The sequence below is a fragment of the Pseudomonas sp. NPDC090752 genome (assembly GCF_055584805.1).
On record NZ_JBVJLI010000003.1, the window covers coordinates 208,662 to 227,400 of the forward strand.

The 18,739-nt window shown below is 63.2% G+C and carries 15 protein-coding genes; 10 read left to right on the plus strand and 5 right to left on the minus strand.

The genetic code is table 11. The features are described 5' to 3' along the window. Nucleotides 1-158: 158 nt before the first annotated feature. Both ACZ6YA_RS06140 and ACZ6YA_RS06145 read left to right on the plus strand, forming a co-directional pair. On the plus strand, nt 159-1,100 hold the full coding sequence (locus ACZ6YA_RS06140; RefSeq protein ID WP_465896252.1) for an AEC family transporter: 942 nt from the start codon (nt 159-161) through the stop codon (nt 1,098-1,100). A 55-nt stretch (nt 1,101-1,155) separates the two neighbouring features. After that, the gene (locus tag ACZ6YA_RS06145; RefSeq protein ID WP_465896253.1) at nt 1,156-2,511 is read left to right on the plus strand and encodes an amino acid permease; all 1,356 of its coding nucleotides are present in this window, start codon (nt 1,156-1,158) and stop codon (nt 2,509-2,511) included. A gap of 5 nt (nt 2,512-2,516) precedes the next feature. Here the strand turns inward: ACZ6YA_RS06145 and ACZ6YA_RS06150 are convergent, their stop codons facing one another. The 5 genes from ACZ6YA_RS06150 to gatC form a co-directional block, all read right to left on the minus strand. After that, on the minus strand, nt 2,517-3,560 hold the full coding sequence (locus ACZ6YA_RS06150) for a calcium/sodium antiporter (RefSeq protein WP_465896452.1): 1,044 nt from the start codon (nt 3,558-3,560) through the stop codon (nt 2,517-2,519). A gap of 61 nt (nt 3,561-3,621) precedes the next feature. Then, complete coding sequence (locus ACZ6YA_RS06155) at nt 3,622-3,996, minus strand: septal ring lytic transglycosylase RlpA family protein (protein WP_465896255.1); 375 nt, start codon at nt 3,994-3,996, stop codon at nt 3,622-3,624. A 143-nt stretch (nt 3,997-4,139) separates the two neighbouring features. Then, on the minus strand, nt 4,140-5,585 hold the full coding sequence (gene gatB, locus ACZ6YA_RS06160) for an Asp-tRNA(Asn)/Glu-tRNA(Gln) amidotransferase subunit GatB (RefSeq protein WP_465896257.1): 1,446 nt from the start codon (nt 5,583-5,585) through the stop codon (nt 4,140-4,142). A gap of 11 nt (nt 5,586-5,596) precedes the next feature. Further along, nucleotides 5,597-7,048, minus strand: coding sequence for an Asp-tRNA(Asn)/Glu-tRNA(Gln) amidotransferase subunit GatA (gene gatA, locus ACZ6YA_RS06165; protein ID WP_465896260.1), 1,452 nt, complete (start codon nt 7,046-7,048; stop codon nt 5,597-5,599). A gap of 15 nt (nt 7,049-7,063) precedes the next feature. Continuing rightward, nucleotides 7,064-7,351, minus strand: coding sequence for an Asp-tRNA(Asn)/Glu-tRNA(Gln) amidotransferase subunit GatC (gene gatC / locus ACZ6YA_RS06170; protein WP_346611977.1), 288 nt, complete (start codon nt 7,349-7,351; stop codon nt 7,064-7,066). 204 nt (nt 7,352-7,555) lie between these two features. Between gatC and mreB the strand changes: the two genes are divergently transcribed. The 8 genes from mreB to tldD all read left to right on the plus strand — a co-directional run bounded on the left by mreB (nt 7,556) and on the right by tldD (nt 18,649). After that, the gene (mreB, locus tag ACZ6YA_RS06175) at nt 7,556-8,593 is read left to right on the plus strand and encodes a rod shape-determining protein MreB (protein WP_400797363.1); all 1,038 of its coding nucleotides are present in this window, start codon (nt 7,556-7,558) and stop codon (nt 8,591-8,593) included. A gap of 160 nt (nt 8,594-8,753) precedes the next feature. Continuing rightward, on the plus strand, nt 8,754-9,800 hold the full coding sequence (mreC, locus tag ACZ6YA_RS06180) for a rod shape-determining protein MreC (RefSeq protein ID WP_465896453.1): 1,047 nt from the start codon (nt 8,754-8,756) through the stop codon (nt 9,798-9,800). Further along, nucleotides 9,800-10,288 carry a rod shape-determining protein MreD gene (gene mreD / locus ACZ6YA_RS06185; protein ID WP_465896262.1) on the plus strand — a complete coding sequence of 163 codons (489 nt, stop codon included), beginning with the start codon at nt 9,800-9,802 and terminating at the stop codon, nt 10,286-10,288. The genes mreC and mreD overlap by 1 nt, the downstream gene beginning before the upstream one ends. A 33-nt stretch (nt 10,289-10,321) precedes the next feature. After that, the gene (locus tag ACZ6YA_RS06190) at nt 10,322-10,933 is read left to right on the plus strand and encodes a Maf family protein (protein ID WP_465896264.1); all 612 of its coding nucleotides are present in this window, start codon (nt 10,322-10,324) and stop codon (nt 10,931-10,933) included. A 54-nt stretch (nt 10,934-10,987) separates the two neighbouring features. Continuing rightward, complete coding sequence (gene rng, locus ACZ6YA_RS06195; RefSeq protein WP_465896265.1) at nt 10,988-12,445, plus strand: ribonuclease G; 1,458 nt, start codon at nt 10,988-10,990, stop codon at nt 12,443-12,445. Between the two features lie 82 nt (nt 12,446-12,527). Further along, nucleotides 12,528-16,343 (plus strand): YhdP family protein, encoded by a 3,816-nt coding sequence (locus tag ACZ6YA_RS06200; protein ID WP_465896266.1) that lies wholly within the window; start codon nt 12,528-12,530, stop codon nt 16,341-16,343. A gap of 12 nt (nt 16,344-16,355) precedes the next feature. After that, nucleotides 16,356-17,207: a carbon-nitrogen hydrolase family protein gene (locus ACZ6YA_RS06205; RefSeq protein ID WP_465896268.1), complete on the plus strand. Its 852-nt coding sequence runs from the start codon at nt 16,356-16,358 to the stop codon at nt 17,205-17,207. A gap of 2 nt (nt 17,208-17,209) precedes the next feature. Beyond that, entirely contained in the window at nt 17,210-18,649 is a 1,440-nt protein-coding gene (gene tldD, locus ACZ6YA_RS06210; protein ID WP_465896270.1) for a metalloprotease TldD, read from the plus strand. The last annotated feature ends 90 nt before the right edge of the window (nt 18,650-18,739 follow it).

Here is an 18,739-nt window from a genome sequence, read left to right on the forward strand (position 1 = left end):
CTGCCCTTGAAACAGTGGAATACCAGTGGGAGCGGCTTCAGCCGCGAAGAGGCCATTACTGTCGGACACTTCCCTTTATCGCATCCAGATCCCCGCAACTCGCAGCCGTTGACGTATCATTAGCCCCCTAACGGCAACCCCCTCAGGATCGCTTGCGCATGCTTGCCCTTCTTATCCAGACGCTGAACATCACGGCACCGGTCTTCGCCATGCTGTTCATGGGCGTGCTGCTCAAACGCATCCACCTGATCGACGACAACTTCAACCGCGTCGCCTCGCAGCTGGTATTCAACGTCTGCATGCCAGCGTTGTTGTTCCTCGGCATCTACCATGCCGACCTGGCCACGGCGGTTCAGCCCAAGGTCATCCTCTACTTCGTCGCCGCCACCCTGGTCGGTTTTGCCGTGGCCTGGGGCCTGGCTATCTGGCGCAGCCCGCCGGCCGACCGAGGCATCTATACCCAAGGCGCCTTTCGCGGCAACAACGGCGTAATTGGTTTGGCCCTGGCCGCCAGCCTCTACGGCGACTACGGCATCTCCCTGGGTGCGGTGCTCGCCGGCTTGGTGATCCTCCTGTACAACTCGCTGTCGGCGGTGGTGCTGGCGGTGTACAGCCCGGATTTGAAATCCGACCCGTGGAGTATCTGCAAGAGCATTTTCAGCAACCCACTGATCATCAGCGTGCTGGTGGCCACGCCCATGGCCTACGGCCAGGTGCCGTTGCCCAACTGGCTGCTTACCTCGGGTGACTATCTGGCGCAGATGACCTTGCCGCTGGCGTTGATCTGTATCGGTGGCACCTTGTCGCTGGCCGCCCTGCGCGACAGTGGCAAGCTGGCCATCGATGCCAGCCTGGTGAAGATGGTCTGGCTGCCGCTGATTGGCACCTTCGGTGCCTGGCTCTGCGGTTTTCGTGGGGCCGAGCTGGGCATCCTGTTCCTGTACATCGGCAGCCCGACGGCGGCAGCCAGCTACGTCATGGCCCGGGCGGCCAATGGCAATCATGAGCTGGCCGCCTCGATCATCGTGATCACCACGCTGATGGCGGCGATCACCACCAACATTGGTATTTTCATCTTGCAGTGGGGCGGGTGGATCTAGATCCTTGACTGCAAACATCATAAAAACACGGCCTCACTGAGCTAAAGGACACTTCATGCAAGACCAGAGCACGCCCGAGCGGTTACAGCGCGGGCTGAAGAATCGTCATATCCAGCTGATCGCGCTGGGCGGTGCCATCGGGACCGGCTTGTTCCTGGGCATCGCACAGACCATCCAGCTGGCCGGTCCATCCGTGCTGCTGGGCTATGCCATTGCCGGCCTGATGGCCTTCTTCATCATGCGCCAGCTTGGCGAAATGGTGGTCGAAGAGCCGGTCGCGGGCAGTTTCAGCCACTTCGCCCACCAATACTGGAGCGAGTTCGCCGGCTTTGTCTCGGGCTGGAACTACTGGGTAGTGTACGTGCTGGTGGGCATGGCCGAACTCACGGCCGTGGGCATCTACGTGCAGTACTGGTGGCCAGAGTTCCCGACCTGGGCCACGGCAGCGATCTTCTTCGTGGTGATCAATCTCATCAACCTGACGCAGGTGAAGGTCTACGGCGAGATGGAGTTCTGGTTCGCACTGGTCAAGGTGGTGGCTATCGTCAGCATGATCGGCTTCGGTGCCTGGCTGCTGACCAGTGGCCATGGCGGCCCGGATGCCAGCGTCGCCAACCTGTGGCAGTACGGCGGGTTCTTCCCCAATGGCGTCACCGGGCTGGTCATGGCGTTGGCGGTGATCATGTTTTCCTTCGGAGGCCTGGAGCTGGTCGGCATCACCGCCGCCGAGGCAGACAACCCGCGCCACAGCATCCCCAAGGCAACCAACCAGGTGGTGTACCGCATTCTGATCTTCTATATCGGTGCGCTGGCGGTGCTGCTGTCGCTGTACCCGTGGCAGAAGGTGGTGCAGGGCGGTAGTCCGTTCGTGATGATCTTCCACGAGCTGGACAGCGACCTGGTCGCGACGATTCTCAACATCGTGGTGCTGACCGCCGCGCTGTCGGTCTACAACAGCTGCGTATACGCCAACAGCCGCATGCTATTCGGCCTGGCCAGCCAGGGTGATGCGCCGCGTCAGCTGCTCAAGGTCAGTCGCAGCGGCGTGCCGCTGACGGCGCTGGGCGTGTCGGCGTTTGCAACCGGTATGTGCGTGCTCATCAACTACCTGATGCCGGGTGAGGCTTTTGGCCTGTTGATGGCCCTGGCGGTCTCGGCGCTGGTGATCAACTGGGCAAGCATCAGCATCACCCACCTGAAATTCCGCAAGGCCAAGTTGGCAGCGGGTATCAAGCCGTTCTATCAGAGCTGGGGGCACCCGTTCACCAACTACCTGTGCCTGGCATTCATCGTGCTGATTCTGGTGGTGATGTACCTGACCCCGCCAATCCGCATTTCGGTGATGCTGATTCCTGGCTGGATTGCGCTGTTGTACGGGGCGTTCCGCTTGAAGAAGGCTCGCCAGGGCTAGCGCGCTTAATGCTGGCGACGCCAGGCTCGGGCAGTGGTGTAAAGCAGCACTAGTCCGAGCACCGGCAGCACATAGAACAACATCAACCGCTCCAGCCGGCCGGCCAATGGCAGGCCCATGGTGAAGGCGGCCACATGCAGCCCGTAAGCCAGGTACAGGCAAAGGAACACCAGCCCTTCAGCGCGAGTGATCCGGTATCCGGAATAGAATACGGGCAGGCTCAGCACGGCGACGCCCAGCATCACCGGCAGGTCGAAGCCCAGGGCGTTGGGCGAGATGGTCAGCGGCTCTGGCGTGATCAGCGCCGTCAGGCCAAGCACCGCCAGCAAGTTGAACAAGTTACTGCCGATCACCGTGCCCACGGCGATTTCACGTTCGCCACGCAGGGCGGCGATCAGTGCTGCAGCCAATTCGGGCAAGGATGTGCAGATGGCGACGACGGTCAGGCCGATGATGCGCTCGGACAACCCCAGGTCAGTCGCCACCTCGACCGCCGCTTCCAGCAGCAGATGGCCGGCCAGGCTCAGTAGGCCGAGGCCAAAGGCAACCTGCAGCAGTGTGCCGGACCAGAAGCGCCCGGCGCTGCTGGTGAGCGCGCCTGGAGCAGGGTAGGTGCGAGCATAGTGGCGTGACTGGTGCCAGAGCATGGCCAGGTAACCCGCCAAAGCCAACAGCAGTAGCAACCCTTCGACTCGGCCGAGGTGACCATTGGCTGCCAGCGCGTAGACCAAGCCGCTGGCGAGGATCATCAGCGGAATGTCCAGGCGCACCAGTTGACGTGAAACTCGCAACGGGATGATCAGCGCCGCCAGGCCAAGGCTGACCAGGACGTTGAAGATGTTGCTGCCAATCACGCTGCCCACCGCCACATCGGGCGCGCCCTGATAGGCAGCCTGTAGGCTGACGGTCAGTTGTGGGGCAGTACTGCCGAAGGCTACCAGGCTCAAACCGATGATCAGCGGCCTCACATGCAGGCGTTGGGCCAGGCTCAGGGCGGCGCGCACCATCAATTCGGCGCCAGCTATTAGCAGTAGCAGGGCTACGCCCAGTTGCAGCAGGCTGAAAGTGGGTAGGGTGGCCAGGTCGAAAATGGTCGGGGCTCCAGTTGGGTCAGTCGCTCAGACCTTGTACCCGGACGCGCGCCGTTCCGCTACGGAGCATGCCGATTTTTTCTGCTGCAGCGCGTGACAGGTCGATCAGTCGACCGCGTGTGTGCGGGCCGCGATCGTTGATGCGCACCACTACGCTACGGTCGTTGGCCAGGTTGGTGACCAGCACCTTGCTGCCGAAGGGCAGGCTGCGGTGGGCGGCGGTGAGGCCGTGCTGGTTGAAGGGTTCGCCGCTGGCGGTGCGTTTGCCGTGGTGGCGCGAGCCGTAATAGGAGGCGGTACCGGTCTGGTTGTAGCCGCGGGGGTCGATGTCGTGGCTGGCGCAGCCGGCCAGCAGGGAGAAGAGGGTCAGGGTGGTGAAGGATCGTTTTAGCAAGTTGGGAGCTCCGGTGCTGCCATTCGCGGGCAAGCCCGCTCCCACAGGCACAGTGCCAATTTTCAGCATGGCGCTGTACCTGTGGGAACGGGCTTGCCCGCGAACGAGGGCGAAGCCCTCGCAGGATTACAGGGTCGAAACAATCACCCTTCGAGCTTGGCCTTGAGCATTTGGTTCACTTGCCCAGGGTTGGCCTTGCCCTTCGACGCCTTCATCGCCTGACCGACGAAGAAGCCGAACATCTTGCCGCGCTTGGCCTCGTCGGCGGCGCGATACTGTTCGACCTGTTCAGCATTGGCGGCGAGCATTTCGTCGAGCATCGTCTCGATCGCACCGGTGTCGGTGACCTGCTTCAGGCCTTTGCTTTCGATGATGCTGTCGGCATCGCCTTCACCGGCGGCCATGGCCTCGAACACGGTCTTGGCGATTTTGCCGCTGATGGTGTTGTCACGGATGCGCAGCAACATGCCGCCGAGCTGTTCGGCGCTGACCGGCGCCTGGTCGATCTCGATGCCCAGCTTGTTCAGCAGGCTGCCCAGCTCGACCATGACCCAGTTGGCCGCCAGCTTGGCATCGCCGCCAATCTTCACCACCTGCTCGAAGTAGTCCGCCTGTTCACGGCTGGAAGCCAGCACGTTGGCGTCGTAGGCCGACAGGCCGTACTGGCTCTGGAAACGCTCGACCTTCTGCGGCGGCAGCTCCGGCAGGCCGGCACGGAGGGTTTCGAGGAAGCTGTCCTCGATGACCACCGGTAGCAGGTCTGGGTCGGGGAAGTAACGGTAGTCGTTGGCTTCCTCCTTGCTGCGCATGGAACGAGTTTCGTCCTTGTTCGGGTCGTACAGGCGGGTTTCCTGGATGACCTTGCCGCCGTCTTCGATCAGGTCGATCTGGCGCTGGATTTCGCTGTTGATCGCGCGCTCGATGAAGCGGAACGAGTTGACGTTCTTGATCTCGCAGCGGGTGCCGAACTCGACCTGGCCTTTCGGGCGGATCGAGACGTTGCAGTCGCAGCGCAGCGAACCTTCGGCCATGTTGCCGTCACAGATGCCCAGGTAACGCACCAGCGCGTGGATCGCCTTGACGTAGGCCACGGCTTCCTTGGCGCTGCGCATGTCCGGCTCGGAGACGATCTCCAGCAGCGGGGTGCCGGCACGGTTCAGGTCGATGCCGGTGGAGCCGCTGAAGTCTTCGTGCAGGCTCTTGCCGGCGTCTTCTTCCAGGTGCGCACGGGTAACGCCGATGCGCTTGATGGTGCCGTCTTCCAGGGCGATGTCCAGGTGGCCCTTGCCGACGATCGGCAGGTCCATCTGGCTGATCTGGTAGCCCTTGGGCAGGTCCGGGTAGAAGTAGTTCTTGCGCGCGAACACGTTGCGCTTGCCGATCTCGGCATCGATTGCCAGGCCGAACATGCAGGCCATGCGCACGGCTTCCTGGTTCAGCACCGGCAATACGCCGGGCATCCCTAAATCAACCAGGCTGGCCTGGGTGTTCGGCTCGGAGCCGAAGGTGGTGGCGCTGCCGGAGAAGATCTTCGACTGGGTGGCCAGCTGGGTATGAATCTCCAGCCCGATCACAACTTCCCATTGCATGTGTGAATTCCTCAGAAGCCGTTGGGGGCGCGGGTGTGCCAGTCGGTGACTTGCTGGTAACGGTGCGCGACGTTGAGCAGGCGGCCTTCCTGGAAGTACGGAGCCAGCAGCTGCACGCCGACCGGCAGGCCATCGACGAAGCCGGCTGGCATCGACAGGCCCGGCAGGCCCGCCAGGTTGGCGGTGATGGTGTAGACGTCTTCAAGGTACGCGGCGACCGGGTCGCTGCTCTTGGCACCCAGTTTCCAGGCCGGGTTCGGCGTGGTCGGGCCCAGGATCACGTCGACGCCTTCGAAGGCGGCCATGAAGTCGTTCTTGATCAGGCGGCGGATCTGCTGCGCCTTGACGTAGTAGGCATCGTAGTAGCCGGCCGACAGGGCGTAGGTGCCGACCATGATGCGCCGCTGTACTTCGGCACCGAAGCCCTCGCCACGGGAACGCTTGTACAGGTCGGTCAGGTCCTTCGGCTCTTCACAGCGGTAGCCGAAGCGCACGCCGTCGAAACGCGACAGGTTGGAGGAGGCTTCGGCCGGCGCGATCACGTAGTACGCCGGGATGGCGTGCTGCATGTTCGGCAGGCTGATTTCCTTGACCACCGCGCCGAGCTTTTCCAGCTCTTTGACGCTGGCCTGGACCAGTTCGGCGATGCGTGGGTCGAGGCCGGCGCCGAAGTACTCCTTCGGCAGGCCGATGCGCAGGCCTTGCAGCGAGGCGTTGAGGTTGGCGCTGTAGTCCGGTACCGGCTCATCGATGCTGGTGGAGTCCTTGGCATCGAAACCGGCCATGCCTTGCAGCAGCAGCGCGCAGTCTTCGGCGGTGCGCGCCAGCGGGCCACCCTGGTCGAGGCTGGAGGCGTAGGCGATCATGCCCCAGCGCGAAACACGACCGTACGTCGGTTTCAGGCCGGTGAGGTTGGTCAGCGCCGCCGGCTGTCGGATCGAACCGCCAGTGTCGGTGCCGGTGGTCACCGGCAGCAGGCGCGCAGCCACGGCTGCAGCGGAGCCACCGGACGAACCGCCCGGCACGTGCTCAAGGTTCCACGGGTTCTTCACCGCGCCGTAGTGGCTGGATTCGTTGGCCGAACCCATGGCGAATTCGTCCATGTTGGTCTTGCCCAGGGTGACCATGCCGGCTTCAGCCAGCTTGGCGACCACAGTGGCATCATACGGCGCCTTGAAGTTGTCGAGCATCTTCGAGCCGCAGCTGGTGCGTACGCCGTTGGTGCAGAACAGGTCCTTGTGGGCGATCGGCGCACCCAGCAGCACGCCGGTTTCGCCAGCGGCGCGACGGGCGTCGGCGGCACGGGCCTGGCCCAGGGCCAGCTCCTCGGTGACGCTGATGAAGCTGTTGAGTTGCGGGTCGAGCTGCTGGATGCGCGCCAACAGGGCGCCGGTCAGCTCTTCGGAGGAAAACGACTTGTCGGCGAGTCCGCGGGCGATCTCGGCCAGGGTCAATTGATGCATGGCAGGCTCTATCCCTTACTCGATGACTTTAGGAACCAGGTACAGACCGCTTTCGGTCGAAGGTGCGATGGCCTGATAGGCATCGCGCTGGTTGCGTTCGGTAACCTGGTCGGGACGCAGGCGCTGGCTGGCCTCCAGGGGGTGGGCCAGGGGTTCGATGCCAGTGGTGTCGACTGCTTGCATTTGGTCGACCAGTCCGAGAATGCTGTTCAGTGCATCGGTAATGCGTGGCAGTTCGCCTTCATTCAGGCCCAGGCGGGCCAGATGGGCAATCTTTTCCACGTCGCAGCGTTCAAGCGCCATGGGGATCTCCAGGGGATACAAAGAACGGAATAGGGTCCGTGATGAGGAACATGTCGGCATTTTGGCGGTCATACGGCCGCGATCATCTGCTGGCTTGCTCGGAAAAACGACCAATTTAACATATTGGCTCCTTGCCCAAAATCCCTGCCATTGTTAGAGTTTGCCGCACTTTTTTACCCACGCTTTCCCCAGGGTCACTTTCCCATGTTCAAGAAACTGCGTGGCATGTTTTCCAGCGATCTCTCCATCGACCTGGGTACTGCCAACACCCTTATTTACGTGCGTGAGCGCGGTATCGTCCTGAATGAGCCCTCGGTTGTTGCCATCCGTACCCACGGCAACCAGAAAAGCGTCGTCGCCGTCGGTACCGAAGCAAAACGCATGCTGGGCCGTACGCCCGGCAACATTGCTGCCATTCGTCCGATGAAAGACGGCGTTATCGCCGACTTCAGCGTTTGTGAAAAAATGTTGCAGTATTTCATCAACAAGGTTCACGAGAACAGCTTCCTGCAGCCCAGCCCTCGCGTGCTGATCTGCGTGCCATGCAAGTCGACCCAGGTAGAGCGCCGCGCCATTCGCGAGTCGGCCCTGGGTGCCGGTGCCCGTGAAGTGTTCCTGATTGAAGAGCCGATGGCCGCTGCCATCGGTGCCGGCCTGCCGGTCGAAGAAGCCCGTGGCTCGATGGTCGTCGATATCGGTGGTGGTACCACTGAAATCGCCCTGATCTCGTTGAACGGTGTGGTCTATGCCGAATCCGTCCGCGTTGGCGGCGACCGTTTCGACGAAGCCATCGTCACCTATGTGCGCCGCAACTACGGCAGCCTGATCGGTGAATCCACCGCTGAGCGCATCAAGCAGGAAATCGGCACCGCCTACCCGGGCGGCGAAGTGCGCGAAGTCGACGTGCGTGGCCGTAACCTGGCCGAAGGCGTGCCACGTGCCTTCTCGCTGAACTCCAACGAAGTCCTCGAAGCCCTGCAAGAATCCCTGGCGACCATCGTTCAGGCGGTCAAGAGCGCCCTGGAGCAATCGCCGCCAGAGCTGGCCTCTGACATCGCCGAGCGTGGCCTGGTATTGACTGGTGGTGGCGCGCTGCTGCGTGACCTCGACAAGCTCCTGGCCCAGGAAACCGGCCTGCCGGTGATCGTCGCCGAGGACCCGCTGACCTGCGTCGCCCGTGGCGGCGGTCGTGCCCTGGAGATGATGGACAAGCACGCGATGGACCTGCTCTCCAGCGAGTAATTCTCAAAGCGTTCGAGCGCCCGATTTACAGGTAGCCCGTGTAGTGCTACCTGTAAATCGGGCTGGCGTCCGTCGGGGCGTCGTTTCCGTCAACCCGCAACCAGGCTGGTGCGTTGTCCCATGTTCAATGATCGCCTGAGTCGTCCACGAGGAACGGCCCATTAAACCGCTTTTTTCCAAGGGCCCTTCGTTGGGCGTTCGCCTGCTGGTATTGGTGGTGATGTCGGTCGCGCTGATGGTGGTTGATGCACGCTTCGACGTGCTCAAGCCCGTGCGCAGCCAGATGGGCTTGGTGCTCATGGAATCGTACTGGATCACCGACCTGCCGCAGCGCATGTGGCAAGGTGTGGCCGGCCAGTTCGGCAGCCGTACCGAGCTGATCGCCGAAAACGAGAAGCTAAAGACCGAAGCCCTGCTGTTGCAGGGGCGCCTGCAGAAGCTGGCGGCCCTGACCGAGCAGAACGTGCGCCTACGCGAGTTGCTCAACTCCTCGGCGCTGGTCAACGAGAAGGTCGAGGTGGCCGAGCTGATCGGCGTCGACCCCAACCCGTTCACCCACCGCATTCTGATTAACAAGGGCGAGCGCGACGGCGTGTTCCTCGGCCAGCCGGTGCTCGATGCCCGCGGGCTGATGGGCCAGGTGGTCGAGTTGATGCCCTACACCTCGCGCGTGCTGCTGCTGACCGACACCACCCACAGCATTCCGGTGCAGGTCAACCGTAACGGCCTGCGCGCGATCGCCAGCGGCACCGGTAACCCGGAACGCCTGGAGCTGCGCCATGTGGCCGATACCGCTGACATCAAGGAAGGCGACTTGCTGGTGAGTTCTGGCATGGGCCAGCGTTTTCCGGCCGGCTACCCGGTGGCTACGGTCAATGAAGTGATCCACGACTCCGGCCAGCCGTTCGCTATCGTCCGCGCCATCCCGACCGCCGCACTCAATCGCAGCCGCTACATGCTGCTGGTGTTCAGCGACCGGCGTACACCGGAGCAGCGTGCCACCGACGCGGCCCTCGCCCAGGAAGAGGCTGACCGCAAAGGCACGGTCAGCCCTGAGCAGCCTGCCATCAATGCTGAACACGCCGCCCCCGCCGTCACGCCCGCGCCAGTGCCGGCCACACCGGCTCCAGCCGCTGCAGCTCCCGCGCCAGCACCCGCCAGCCCCGCCGCAGCGCCTGCGGCACCTGCGCAACCTCGGAGGCAATGATGCCCAAAGCGCGCCGTAACCACGGTTGGGTCATCTGGCTGACGTTCGCCATCGGCCTGCTGCTCAGCGTTTCGCCCATGCCGCAGTTCCTTGAAGTGTTCCGTCCCATGTGGCTGGCGATGCTGGTGGCGTTCTGGACGCTCACTGTGCCGAGCAAGGTGGGCATGACCACCGCGTTCGTGCTGGGCCTCGCCGAAGACGTGCTGTATGGCACGCTGCTGGGGCAGAACGCGTTGATCCTTACCCTGATCACTTTCCTGGTGCTGTCCCTGCAGCAGCGCCTGCGCATGTTCCCCATGTGGCAGCAGAGCCTGGTGATTCTGGTGATCTTCGGTATCGCCCAGCTGATCCAGCTGTGGCTCAGCGCGCTCACCGGCAACCGTCTGCCGACCTTGGCCCTGGTCTGGTCGGCGGTCATCAGCGCCTTGCTCTGGCCCTGGATCAGTTTTGCCCTGCGCGACCTGCGCCGGCGCTTGCACATCAACTGACGGCGCTGCCATCACTGACAGGGAGATGTCTGCATGAAACCACTTTACCTGGCCTCCGGCTCGCCCCGTCGTCGTGAATTGCTGACCCAGATCGGTGTGCCGTTTACCGTCACCAGCGCCCCCATCGATGAAACCCCGCTGTCCGATGAAAGTGCCGTGGCGTATGTCGAGCGCCTGGCCAAAGCCAAGGCCGAGGCCGGCCTTGCCAGCCTGGGCGGCCCGGCCGTGGTGCTTGGCGCGGACACGGCCGTAGTGCTCGATGGTCGTATTCTCGGCAAGCCGGAAAACCGCGAAGATGCCCTGGCCATGCTGGCCGACCTGGCGGGCCGTGAGCACCAGGTGCTCACCGCGGTAGCGCTGAGCGATGGTCAGCGCTGCCTGAGCGTGAGCGTCAGCAGCAACGTGCGTTTTCGCGCCATCAGCTCGGATGAAGCCCAGCGTTACTGGGCCAGTGGCGAACCGGCGGACAAAGCCGGCGGCTATGCCATCCAGGGCTTGGGCGCGGTGTTCGTGACCGGCCTTCAAGGCAGCTATTCGGCGGTGGTCGGCCTGCCCCTGAGCGAAACAGCCGAACTGCTCAGTCAATTCGGTATTGCCTGCTGGCAGATACCGGCGCTTTCGCCAGAGGTAACAAAGCAGCAGTAGCCAGCTCGGCACCCGCGATCCATCATTACCCAAGACCTTTGACGAGAGCCTGCCATGAGTGAAGAGATCCTGATCAACATCACCCCGATGGAGTCACGTGTGGCGGTGGTGGAAAACGGGGTGCTGCAGGAAGTGCACGTCGAGCGCACCCAGCGCCGCGGCATCGTCGGCAATATCTACAAGGGCAAGGTGGTGCGGGTGCTGCCGGGCATGCAGGCGGCGTTCGTCGATATCGGCCTGGAGCGCGCCGCGTTCATCCATGCTTCGGAAATTTCCCAGCGCGAAGGCTCGGCCGTGGAAACCATCACCGCACTGGTGCACGAGGGCCAGGCCCTGGTGGTGCAGGTGACCAAGGACCCGATCGGTACCAAGGGCGCGCGTCTGACCACCCAGCTGTCGATCCCGTCGCGCTACCTGGTGTATATGCCGCGCAGCAGCCATGTCGGTATTTCCTTGAAGATCGAAGACGAAGCCGAGCGCGATCGCCTCAAGCAGGTGGTCAGCGACTGCATGGACAGCGAGGACATCAAGAACGCCGGTGGCTTCATCCTGCGCACCGCTGCCGAAGGCGCGCGTGCCGAAGAGATCCTCCAGGACATCCGCTACCTGCGGCGCCTGTGGGAGCAGATCGGCAGCCAGATCCAGACCTGCGGCGCGCCAACGGTCATCTACGAAGACCTGGGCCTGGCCCTGCGTACCCTGCGTGACCTGGTCAACCCGAAGATCGAGAAGATCCGCATAGACTCGCGGGAAACCTTCCAGAAAACCACGCAATTCGTCGCCGAACTGATGCCGGAGATCGCCGACCGCCTCGAACATTATCCGGGTGAGCGACCGATCTTCGACCTGTATGGCGTCGAAGATGAAATCCAGCGGGCGCTGGAGCGCAAGGTTCCGCTCAAGTCCGGCGGCTACCTAGTGGTAGACCCAGCTGAAGCGATGACCACCATCGACGTCAATACCGGCGCCTTCGTCGGCCACCGCAACCTTGAAGAGACCATCTTCAAGACCAACCTCGAAGCGGCCACGGCAATTGCCCGGCAGCTGCGCCTGCGCAACATCGGCGGGATCATCATCATCGACTTCATCGACATGGAGGACGAAGAGCATCAGCGCCAGGTGCTACGCACCCTGGAGAAGCAGCTGGAACGCGATCATGCCAAGACCAACATCATCGGCATCACCGAGCTGGGCCTGGTGCAGATGACCCGCAAGCGCACGCGTGAGAGTCTCGAACAAGTGCTGTGCGAGCCGTGCCTCGCCTGCCAGGGTCGGGGCAAGCTGAAGACCCCGGAAACCATCTGTTATGAAATTTTCCGCGAGATCCTCCGCGAAGCCCGTGCCTACCAGGCTGAAGGCTATCGGGTATTGGCCAACCAGAAGGTGGTCGACCGCTTGCTCGATGAGGAATCCGGCAACGTCGCGGAGCTGGAGGCATTCATTGGCCGAACCATTCGCTTCCAGGTCGAGTCGATGTACTCGCAGGAACAGTACGATGTGGTGTTGCTCTGAGGCATTCTTACTCGCGCCATAGGCTGCTCGGGCTGGCAAAACCGGCACTACCAGCCATCATGGATAAACGACCTGGAGGGCAATGGCCATGGGACGTCTGACCCGCGTTCTTGTCGCCTTGACCCGTTGGGGGCTGGGCGTCTGCGCCTTGCTGGCGGTGTTGGTGGCCCTGTATGTGAGCCTCGGTCGCGAGCTGGTGCCACTGGTGGCGGAATACCGCGCCGACCTTGAAGCCAAGGCCGAGCAGGCGTTGGGGCTGCCGGTGCATGTGGGGGCGCTCGAAGGGCGCTGGAGTGGCCTGGCGCCGGTGTTGCGGGTTCGTGACCTGCAGCTGGGCGAGGGCACTTCGGCCTTGCGCCTGGATGACGTGAAGCTGGTGCCCGACCTATGGGCCAGCCTGACCTCCCGCGAAGTGCGCCTGGCGCATGTTCAATTGGCTGGCCTGCAGTTGATCTTGCGTGAAGACGAGCAGGGCGCCTGGGCGCTTGAAGGCCTGCCGAAAAAGGATGACGCGCCGCTCGACCCAGCAGCGTTACTGCAGCGCTTGCGCCAGCTGGGGCGTATCGATGTGTTCGACAGCCAGGTCACCCTGCAGCCCTGGCAGCGTGATCCATTGACCCTCACCTACGTCAGCCTTGGCCTGCAGGCCGGTGCCTCGCGGCAGTCGCTGGACCTGCGCGCGACCTTGCCGGACGGCCAGCCACTGGCTCTGGACCTGCGCAGCCGCGCCACGGCCAAGGCCTGGCGCGATGGCCAGGTCGAGGCTTACCTGAGCCTGCCGCAGAGCGACTGGTCAAGCTGGTTGCCGCCACGGCTGCTGGGCCAGTGGCAGGCCGGGACGCTGCGGGCCGGGGGCGAATTCTGGGTTGACTGGCGCAAAGGGCAACTGGAGCAGGCCGTGGTCCGGCTCAATGCCCCACAGCTGCGCGGTGCCTATGCCGAGCGCAAGGCCGTCAGCCTGGACAACCTGGCGCTGAAAGGGTGGTTCCAGCGCCGCGAGCAAGGCTTCGATGTGGTCGTCGACTCGCTGGCTGCGAGTATCGGCGAGACCCGATGGGAGTCGCACCTGCAACTGCGTCAGCGCCCTGGCGAGGGCCCGACCGGGGAAACGTGGCTGGTGCAGGCAGACCGCCTCGACCTCACCCCGCTGACGCCACTGATCAATGCCCTGGCGCCTTTGCCTGACAAGCTCATGGCGGTGGTGGATGCCCTGAACGTGACCGGCGCCTTGCGCAACGTGCACCTGGATATTCGGCCCAAGGCTGAGGGCAATGATCGCCTGCAGTTTGCCGCCAATCTGGAGAAGGTCGGTTTCGATGCCTATCACGGCGCCCCGGCGGCGGGTAACGTCAGCGGCAGCATCAGCGGCGACCTCGGGCACGGCGAACTACGCTTGGATACCGATGCGTTCATGCTGCATTTGTACCCGATCTTCGCAAAACCCTGGCATTACCAGAAAGCCAATGCACGCTTGACCTACGCGCTCGACAAAGAGGGCTTCACCCTCACCGCACCCTATCTGAAGGTGCTGGGCGAAGAGGGCAAGATCGCAGGGGATTTCCTGATACGCCTGCTGTTCAAGGAAGGCAGCGAAAGCTACATGGACTTGCGGGTCGGCCTGACCGAGGGCGACGGCCGATACACCGCCAAATACCTGCCTGAGGTGCTCAGCCCCGCCTTGGACGAGTGGCTGCGTAGCGCCATCGTCAAAGGCAGCGTCGATCAAGGCTACTTCCAGTACCAGGGCTCGTTGAATCACGGCGCCAGCCCCGAGTCACGCAGTATCAGCCTGTTCTTCAAGGTCCACGACGCCGCACTCGACTTTCAGCCCGGCTGGCCACAGGTGCAACACGTCGATGGCGATGTGTTCATCGAGGACAGCGGCGTGCGCATCAACGCCAGTAAAGGCGTGTTGCTGGATACCAACGTCAGCGATGTGAACGTCAATATCCCCCATGTCGATGGCAATCAGCACAGCCATCTGTACCTCGATGGTGACTTTGACGGCAGCCTTGGCGATGGCCTGAAGATTCTCAAGGAAGCGCCGATCGGCACCGGCGAGATCTTTGCCGGTTGGGAAGGCGAGGGGCCGCTCAAGGGCAAGGTCAAACTCGATATTCCGCTGGCCAAGGGCGAGCGGCCGAAGGTGCAGGTCGACTTCGCCACTGCCGATGCGCGCCTCAAGGTGGCGCCGCCGAGCCTGGAACTGAGCCGCCTGAAAGGCGATTTCAGCTTCGATTTCGACAAGGGTCTGAGCGGCAAGAACATCGCCCTGCAAGCGTTCGGCAAGCCGGTCACCGCGCAGATCACTGCTGAAGGGCAGTCCGGGCAGATGCAGACCCGCATCAACGCCAATGGCCAGGTGTCGCTCAAAGCGCTGACTGACTGGCTGCAGTTCAAGCAGACTTTGCCCGCCTCCGGCGATCTGCCCTATCAACTGCAGGTCAACCTCGGCAGCCGCGACAACAGTTTGAGTGTCAACTCGTCGCTCAAAGGCCTGGCCATCGACTTGCCGGCACCGTTTGGCAAGGCGCTGGCCGATTCCCGTGACACCCGTTTCAACATGAACCTGCAAGGCGCGGAGCGGCGTTTTGATGCCGCTTACGACGGCCTTGCACGCTTTGCCTACGCCGCACCAAGCGACAAGCTGGGCCAGGGACGTGGAGAGTTGCTGCTGGGTGCCGGTGAAGCGCAGGTACCTGCTGGCCAGGGCCTGCGCGTGCGTGGGCGCCTTGAGAGCTTGGACCTGGCGCCCTGGCAAGCGCAGATGGACCGCTTTGCCGGTGACGACCCCGGCGGCAATGCCCGGCAGAATTTGCAGAGTGTCGACCTGAGCATCGGCCAGTTGAAGGCCTTTGGCATGGACCTCAACCAGGCGGTGGTGCGCTTGAGCCGTGGAGGCTCGGCCTGGGACCTGCGTCTGGACAGCAAGGAAGTCATCGGCAACGCACGCCTGCCCGACACCAAGGGCGCAGCAATGACTGTGCGTCTGCAAACCCTGCGTCTGCCTGCGGCCGACCCGGCTGAAGTGCAGGCCGAAGAGGGGCCCGACCCCTTGGCTTCGTTCGACCCGCGCAAGGTGCCGGCACTCGACCTGACCATCGACAAGCTGTACCGCGGCGACGACCTGTACGGCAACGTAGCGCTGAAGCTGCGCCCGACCGCGCGCGGTGTGGCAGCGCAGGATATCGACCTCGATTTCAAAGGCCTGCACATCGACGGCAGTGGTGGCTGGGAAGGTGAAAGCGGGGCCACCAGCAGTTGGTACAAGGGCCGCCTGGACGGCAAAAACCTCGCCGACGTGCTCAAGGCATGGGGCTTCGCGCCCACCGTGACCAGCCGCGACTTCCGCCTGGACGTGGACGGCCGCTGGCCGGGTTCGCCAGCCTGGGTCGGCCTCAAGCGCTTTTCTGGGAGCATGGACGCGGCCCTGCGTACCGGCCAGTTTGTCGAAGTGGAGGGCGGCGCCCAGGCCTTGCGGGTGTTCGGCCTGCTCAACTTCAACTCCATTGGCCGGCGCCTGCGCCTGGACTTCTCCGACCTATTCGACAAAGGCCTGGCCTATGACCGGGTCAAGGGGCTGCTGGTGGCTAGCGATGGTGTCTACGTGACCCGCGAGCCAATCAGCGTCACCGGGCCTTCGAGCAATTTCGAACTCGACGGTACCCTGGACTTGGTCCGTGATCGAGTAAATGCCAACCTACAGGTGTCGCTGCCTGTGACCAACAACCTGCCGCTGGCAGCGCTGATCGTCGGTGCGCCTGCAGTCGGAGGCGCGTTGTTCCTGGTCGATCGGCTGATCGGTGACCGAGTATCGCGCTTCGCCAGCGTGCACTATCGCGTCGAAGGGCCGTGGAAAGAGCCTAGAATCACCTTTGTGAAACCCTTCAACAAGTAGTCAGGAGTGCCCATGAAGGTAGCGGTCATTCAGATGGTCAGTCAGGACGATGTGCTGGCCAACCTGCAGTGTGCGGGCGCCCTGCTTGAACAGGCGGCGCTTGGCGGCGCGCGGCTGGCGGTACTGCCGGAAAACTTCGCGGCCATGGGCCGCAAGGACGCTGCTGCGATCGGTCGGGCCGAAGCGTTGGGTGATGGTCCGATCCTGCCCTGGTTGAAACGCACTGCCCGCGACCTCAGATTATGGATAGTTGCTGGTACCTTACCGCTGCCACCGATTGGACAGCCCAACGCCAAAGCCCATGCGTGTTCACTGTTGATCGACGAGTATGGCGGGGTGGTGGCGCGCTACGACAAGCTGCACTTGTTCGATGTCGATGTGGCTGATAATCGTGGTCGCTATCGCGAGTCCGACGACTATGCCCACGGCGCTCAGGTGGTGGTGGCCGATACCCCGGTTGGCCGCTTGGGCCTGAGCGTATGCTATGACCTGCGCTTCCCTGAACTCTACAGCGCCCTGCGCGCTGCCGGCGCGGAGCTGATCACGGCACCTGCCGCGTTTACAGCGGTCACAGGGGCAGCGCACTGGGAAGTGTTGATTCGCGCCCGGGCCATCGAGACCCAGTGCTATGTACTGGCCGCGGCCCAGGGCGGCACCCATCCAGGCCCGCGGGAAACCCACGGGCACGCGGCGATCGTCGACCCTTGGGGGCGGATCGTCGCGCAACAGGCGCAAGGTGAAGCGGTATTGCTCGCCGAGCGTGACACTGATGAACAAGCGTCCATCCGGGCGCGCATGCCGGTTGCTTCGCACCGGCGCTTTTTCTCGCAGGACGCCTTGCGGCCTGCGCACACCTCGGAGTGACTATGAGCCAGATGTTATCCACCGTCAGCGAGCAGCTCCTGGCCCCGGGCGGACTGACCCTGGACAGCTTGCAGGCTGTATTGGGTGAATTGGCCGGCCCGGGCATCGACGCCGCCGACCTGTACTTCCAGGGCCAGATTTCGGAAACCTGGGCGCTGGAGGACGGCATCGTCAAAGAGGGCAGTTTCAACCTCGACCAAGGCGTGGGTGTGCGTGCCCAGTCGGGTGAGAAAACCGGTTTTGCCTATAGCAACGCGATCAATCTCGAAGCGCTGACTTCGGCGGCGCGTGCTGCCCGTTCGATTTCCCGCGCCGGCCAGAATGGCACGGTTCAGGCCTTCCGTAGCCAGGACGTCACTGCCCTGTATGCCCCCGACAACCCACTGGACGTGCTCAGCCGCGCCGAGAAAGTCGAGCTGCTCAAGCGTGTTGATGTCGCCACGCGGGCGCTGGATCCGCGTATCCAACAGGTCAGCGTGAGTATGGCCGGGGTCTGGGAGCGCATTCTAATTGCTGCCGCTGATGGTAGCCTGGCTGCCGACGTGCGGCCGCTGGTGCGGTTCAACGTCAGTGTCATCGTCGAACAAAATGGCCGTCGCGAACGCGGCGGGCAGGGTGGCGGTGGGCGTACCGACTACCGTTTCTTCACCGAGGAGCGGGTCATGGGCTATGCCCGTGAAGCGCTGCGCCAGGCGTTGGTGAATCTTGAAGCGATTCCCGCGCCTGCAGGTACTTTGCCGGTGGTACTGGGCTCGGGCTGGTCGGGCGTGCTGTTGCACGAAGCCGTCGGCCATGGCCTGGAAGGCGACTTCAACCGCAAGGGCAGTTCGGCGTTCAGCGGCCGTATCGGCGAGAAGGTTGCATCGAGCCTGTGCACTATCGTCGACGACGGCACCCTCGAAGGGCGCCGTGGCTCGCTGAGCGTCGACGACGAAGGCACCCCGACCGAATGCACCACGCTGATCGAGAACGGTGTACTGAAGGGCTACATGCAAGACAAACTCAATGCCCGCCTGATGGGCATGGCCGTGACCGGCAACGGCCGCCGCGAGTCCTACGCCCACCTGCCGATGCCGCGCATGACCAACACCTACATGCGCGCCGGTGAAAGTGACCCACAGGAAATCATCGCTTCGGTGAAGAAGGGCATCTATTGCGCCAACCTCGGCGGTGGGCAAGTGGATATCACCAGCGGCAAATTCGTGTTCTCGACCAGCGAAGCCTATTTGATCGAAGACGGCAAGATCACTGCGCCGGTCAAAGGTGCGACGTTGATCGGCAACGGGCCGGAGGCCATGAGCCGGGTGTCGATGGTCGGTAATGACCTGGCGCTGGACAGTGGCGTGGGCACCTGTGGCAAGGATGGGCAGTCGGTGCCGGTAGGCGTCGGTCAGCCAACCTTGAAGCTGGATGCGATCACCGTGGGCGGTACCGGGGCCTGAAGGCTGTGAGAACCTTTGTGGGAGCGGGCTTGCCCCGCGAATCAGGCTACGCGGTGCTAGATGGCACCGGCTTCGCCGGTGTTCGCGGGG

Excerpts from the sequence above, each read along its gene's own strand:
- ACZ6YA_RS06140 (WP_465896252.1), top strand. The coding sequence starts at position 159 with ATGCTTGCCCTTCTTATCCAGACGCTGAACATCACGGCACCGGTCTTC.
- ACZ6YA_RS06145 (WP_465896253.1), top strand. The coding sequence starts at position 1,156 with ATGCAAGACCAGAGCACGCCCGAGCGGTTACAGCGCGGGCTGAAGAAT.
- gatB (WP_465896257.1), bottom strand. The coding sequence starts at position 5,585 with ATGCAATGGGAAGTTGTGATCGGGCTGGAGATTCATACCCAGCTGGCC.
- gatA (WP_465896260.1), bottom strand. The coding sequence starts at position 7,048 with ATGCATCAATTGACCCTGGCCGAGATCGCCCGCGGACTCGCCGACAAG.
- gatC (WP_346611977.1), bottom strand. The coding sequence starts at position 7,351 with ATGGCGCTTGAACGCTGCGACGTGGAAAAGATTGCCCATCTGGCCCGC.
- mreB (WP_400797363.1), top strand. The coding sequence starts at position 7,556 with ATGTTCAAGAAACTGCGTGGCATGTTTTCCAGCGATCTCTCCATCGAC.
- mreD (WP_465896262.1), top strand. The coding sequence starts at position 9,800 with ATGCCCAAAGCGCGCCGTAACCACGGTTGGGTCATCTGGCTGACGTTC.
- ACZ6YA_RS06190 (WP_465896264.1), top strand. The coding sequence starts at position 10,322 with ATGAAACCACTTTACCTGGCCTCCGGCTCGCCCCGTCGTCGTGAATTG.
- rng (WP_465896265.1), top strand. The coding sequence starts at position 10,988 with ATGAGTGAAGAGATCCTGATCAACATCACCCCGATGGAGTCACGTGTG.
- ACZ6YA_RS06200 (WP_465896266.1), top strand. The coding sequence starts at position 12,528 with ATGGCCATGGGACGTCTGACCCGCGTTCTTGTCGCCTTGACCCGTTGG.
- ACZ6YA_RS06205 (WP_465896268.1), top strand. The coding sequence starts at position 16,356 with ATGAAGGTAGCGGTCATTCAGATGGTCAGTCAGGACGATGTGCTGGCC.
- tldD (WP_465896270.1), top strand. The coding sequence starts at position 17,210 with ATGAGCCAGATGTTATCCACCGTCAGCGAGCAGCTCCTGGCCCCGGGC.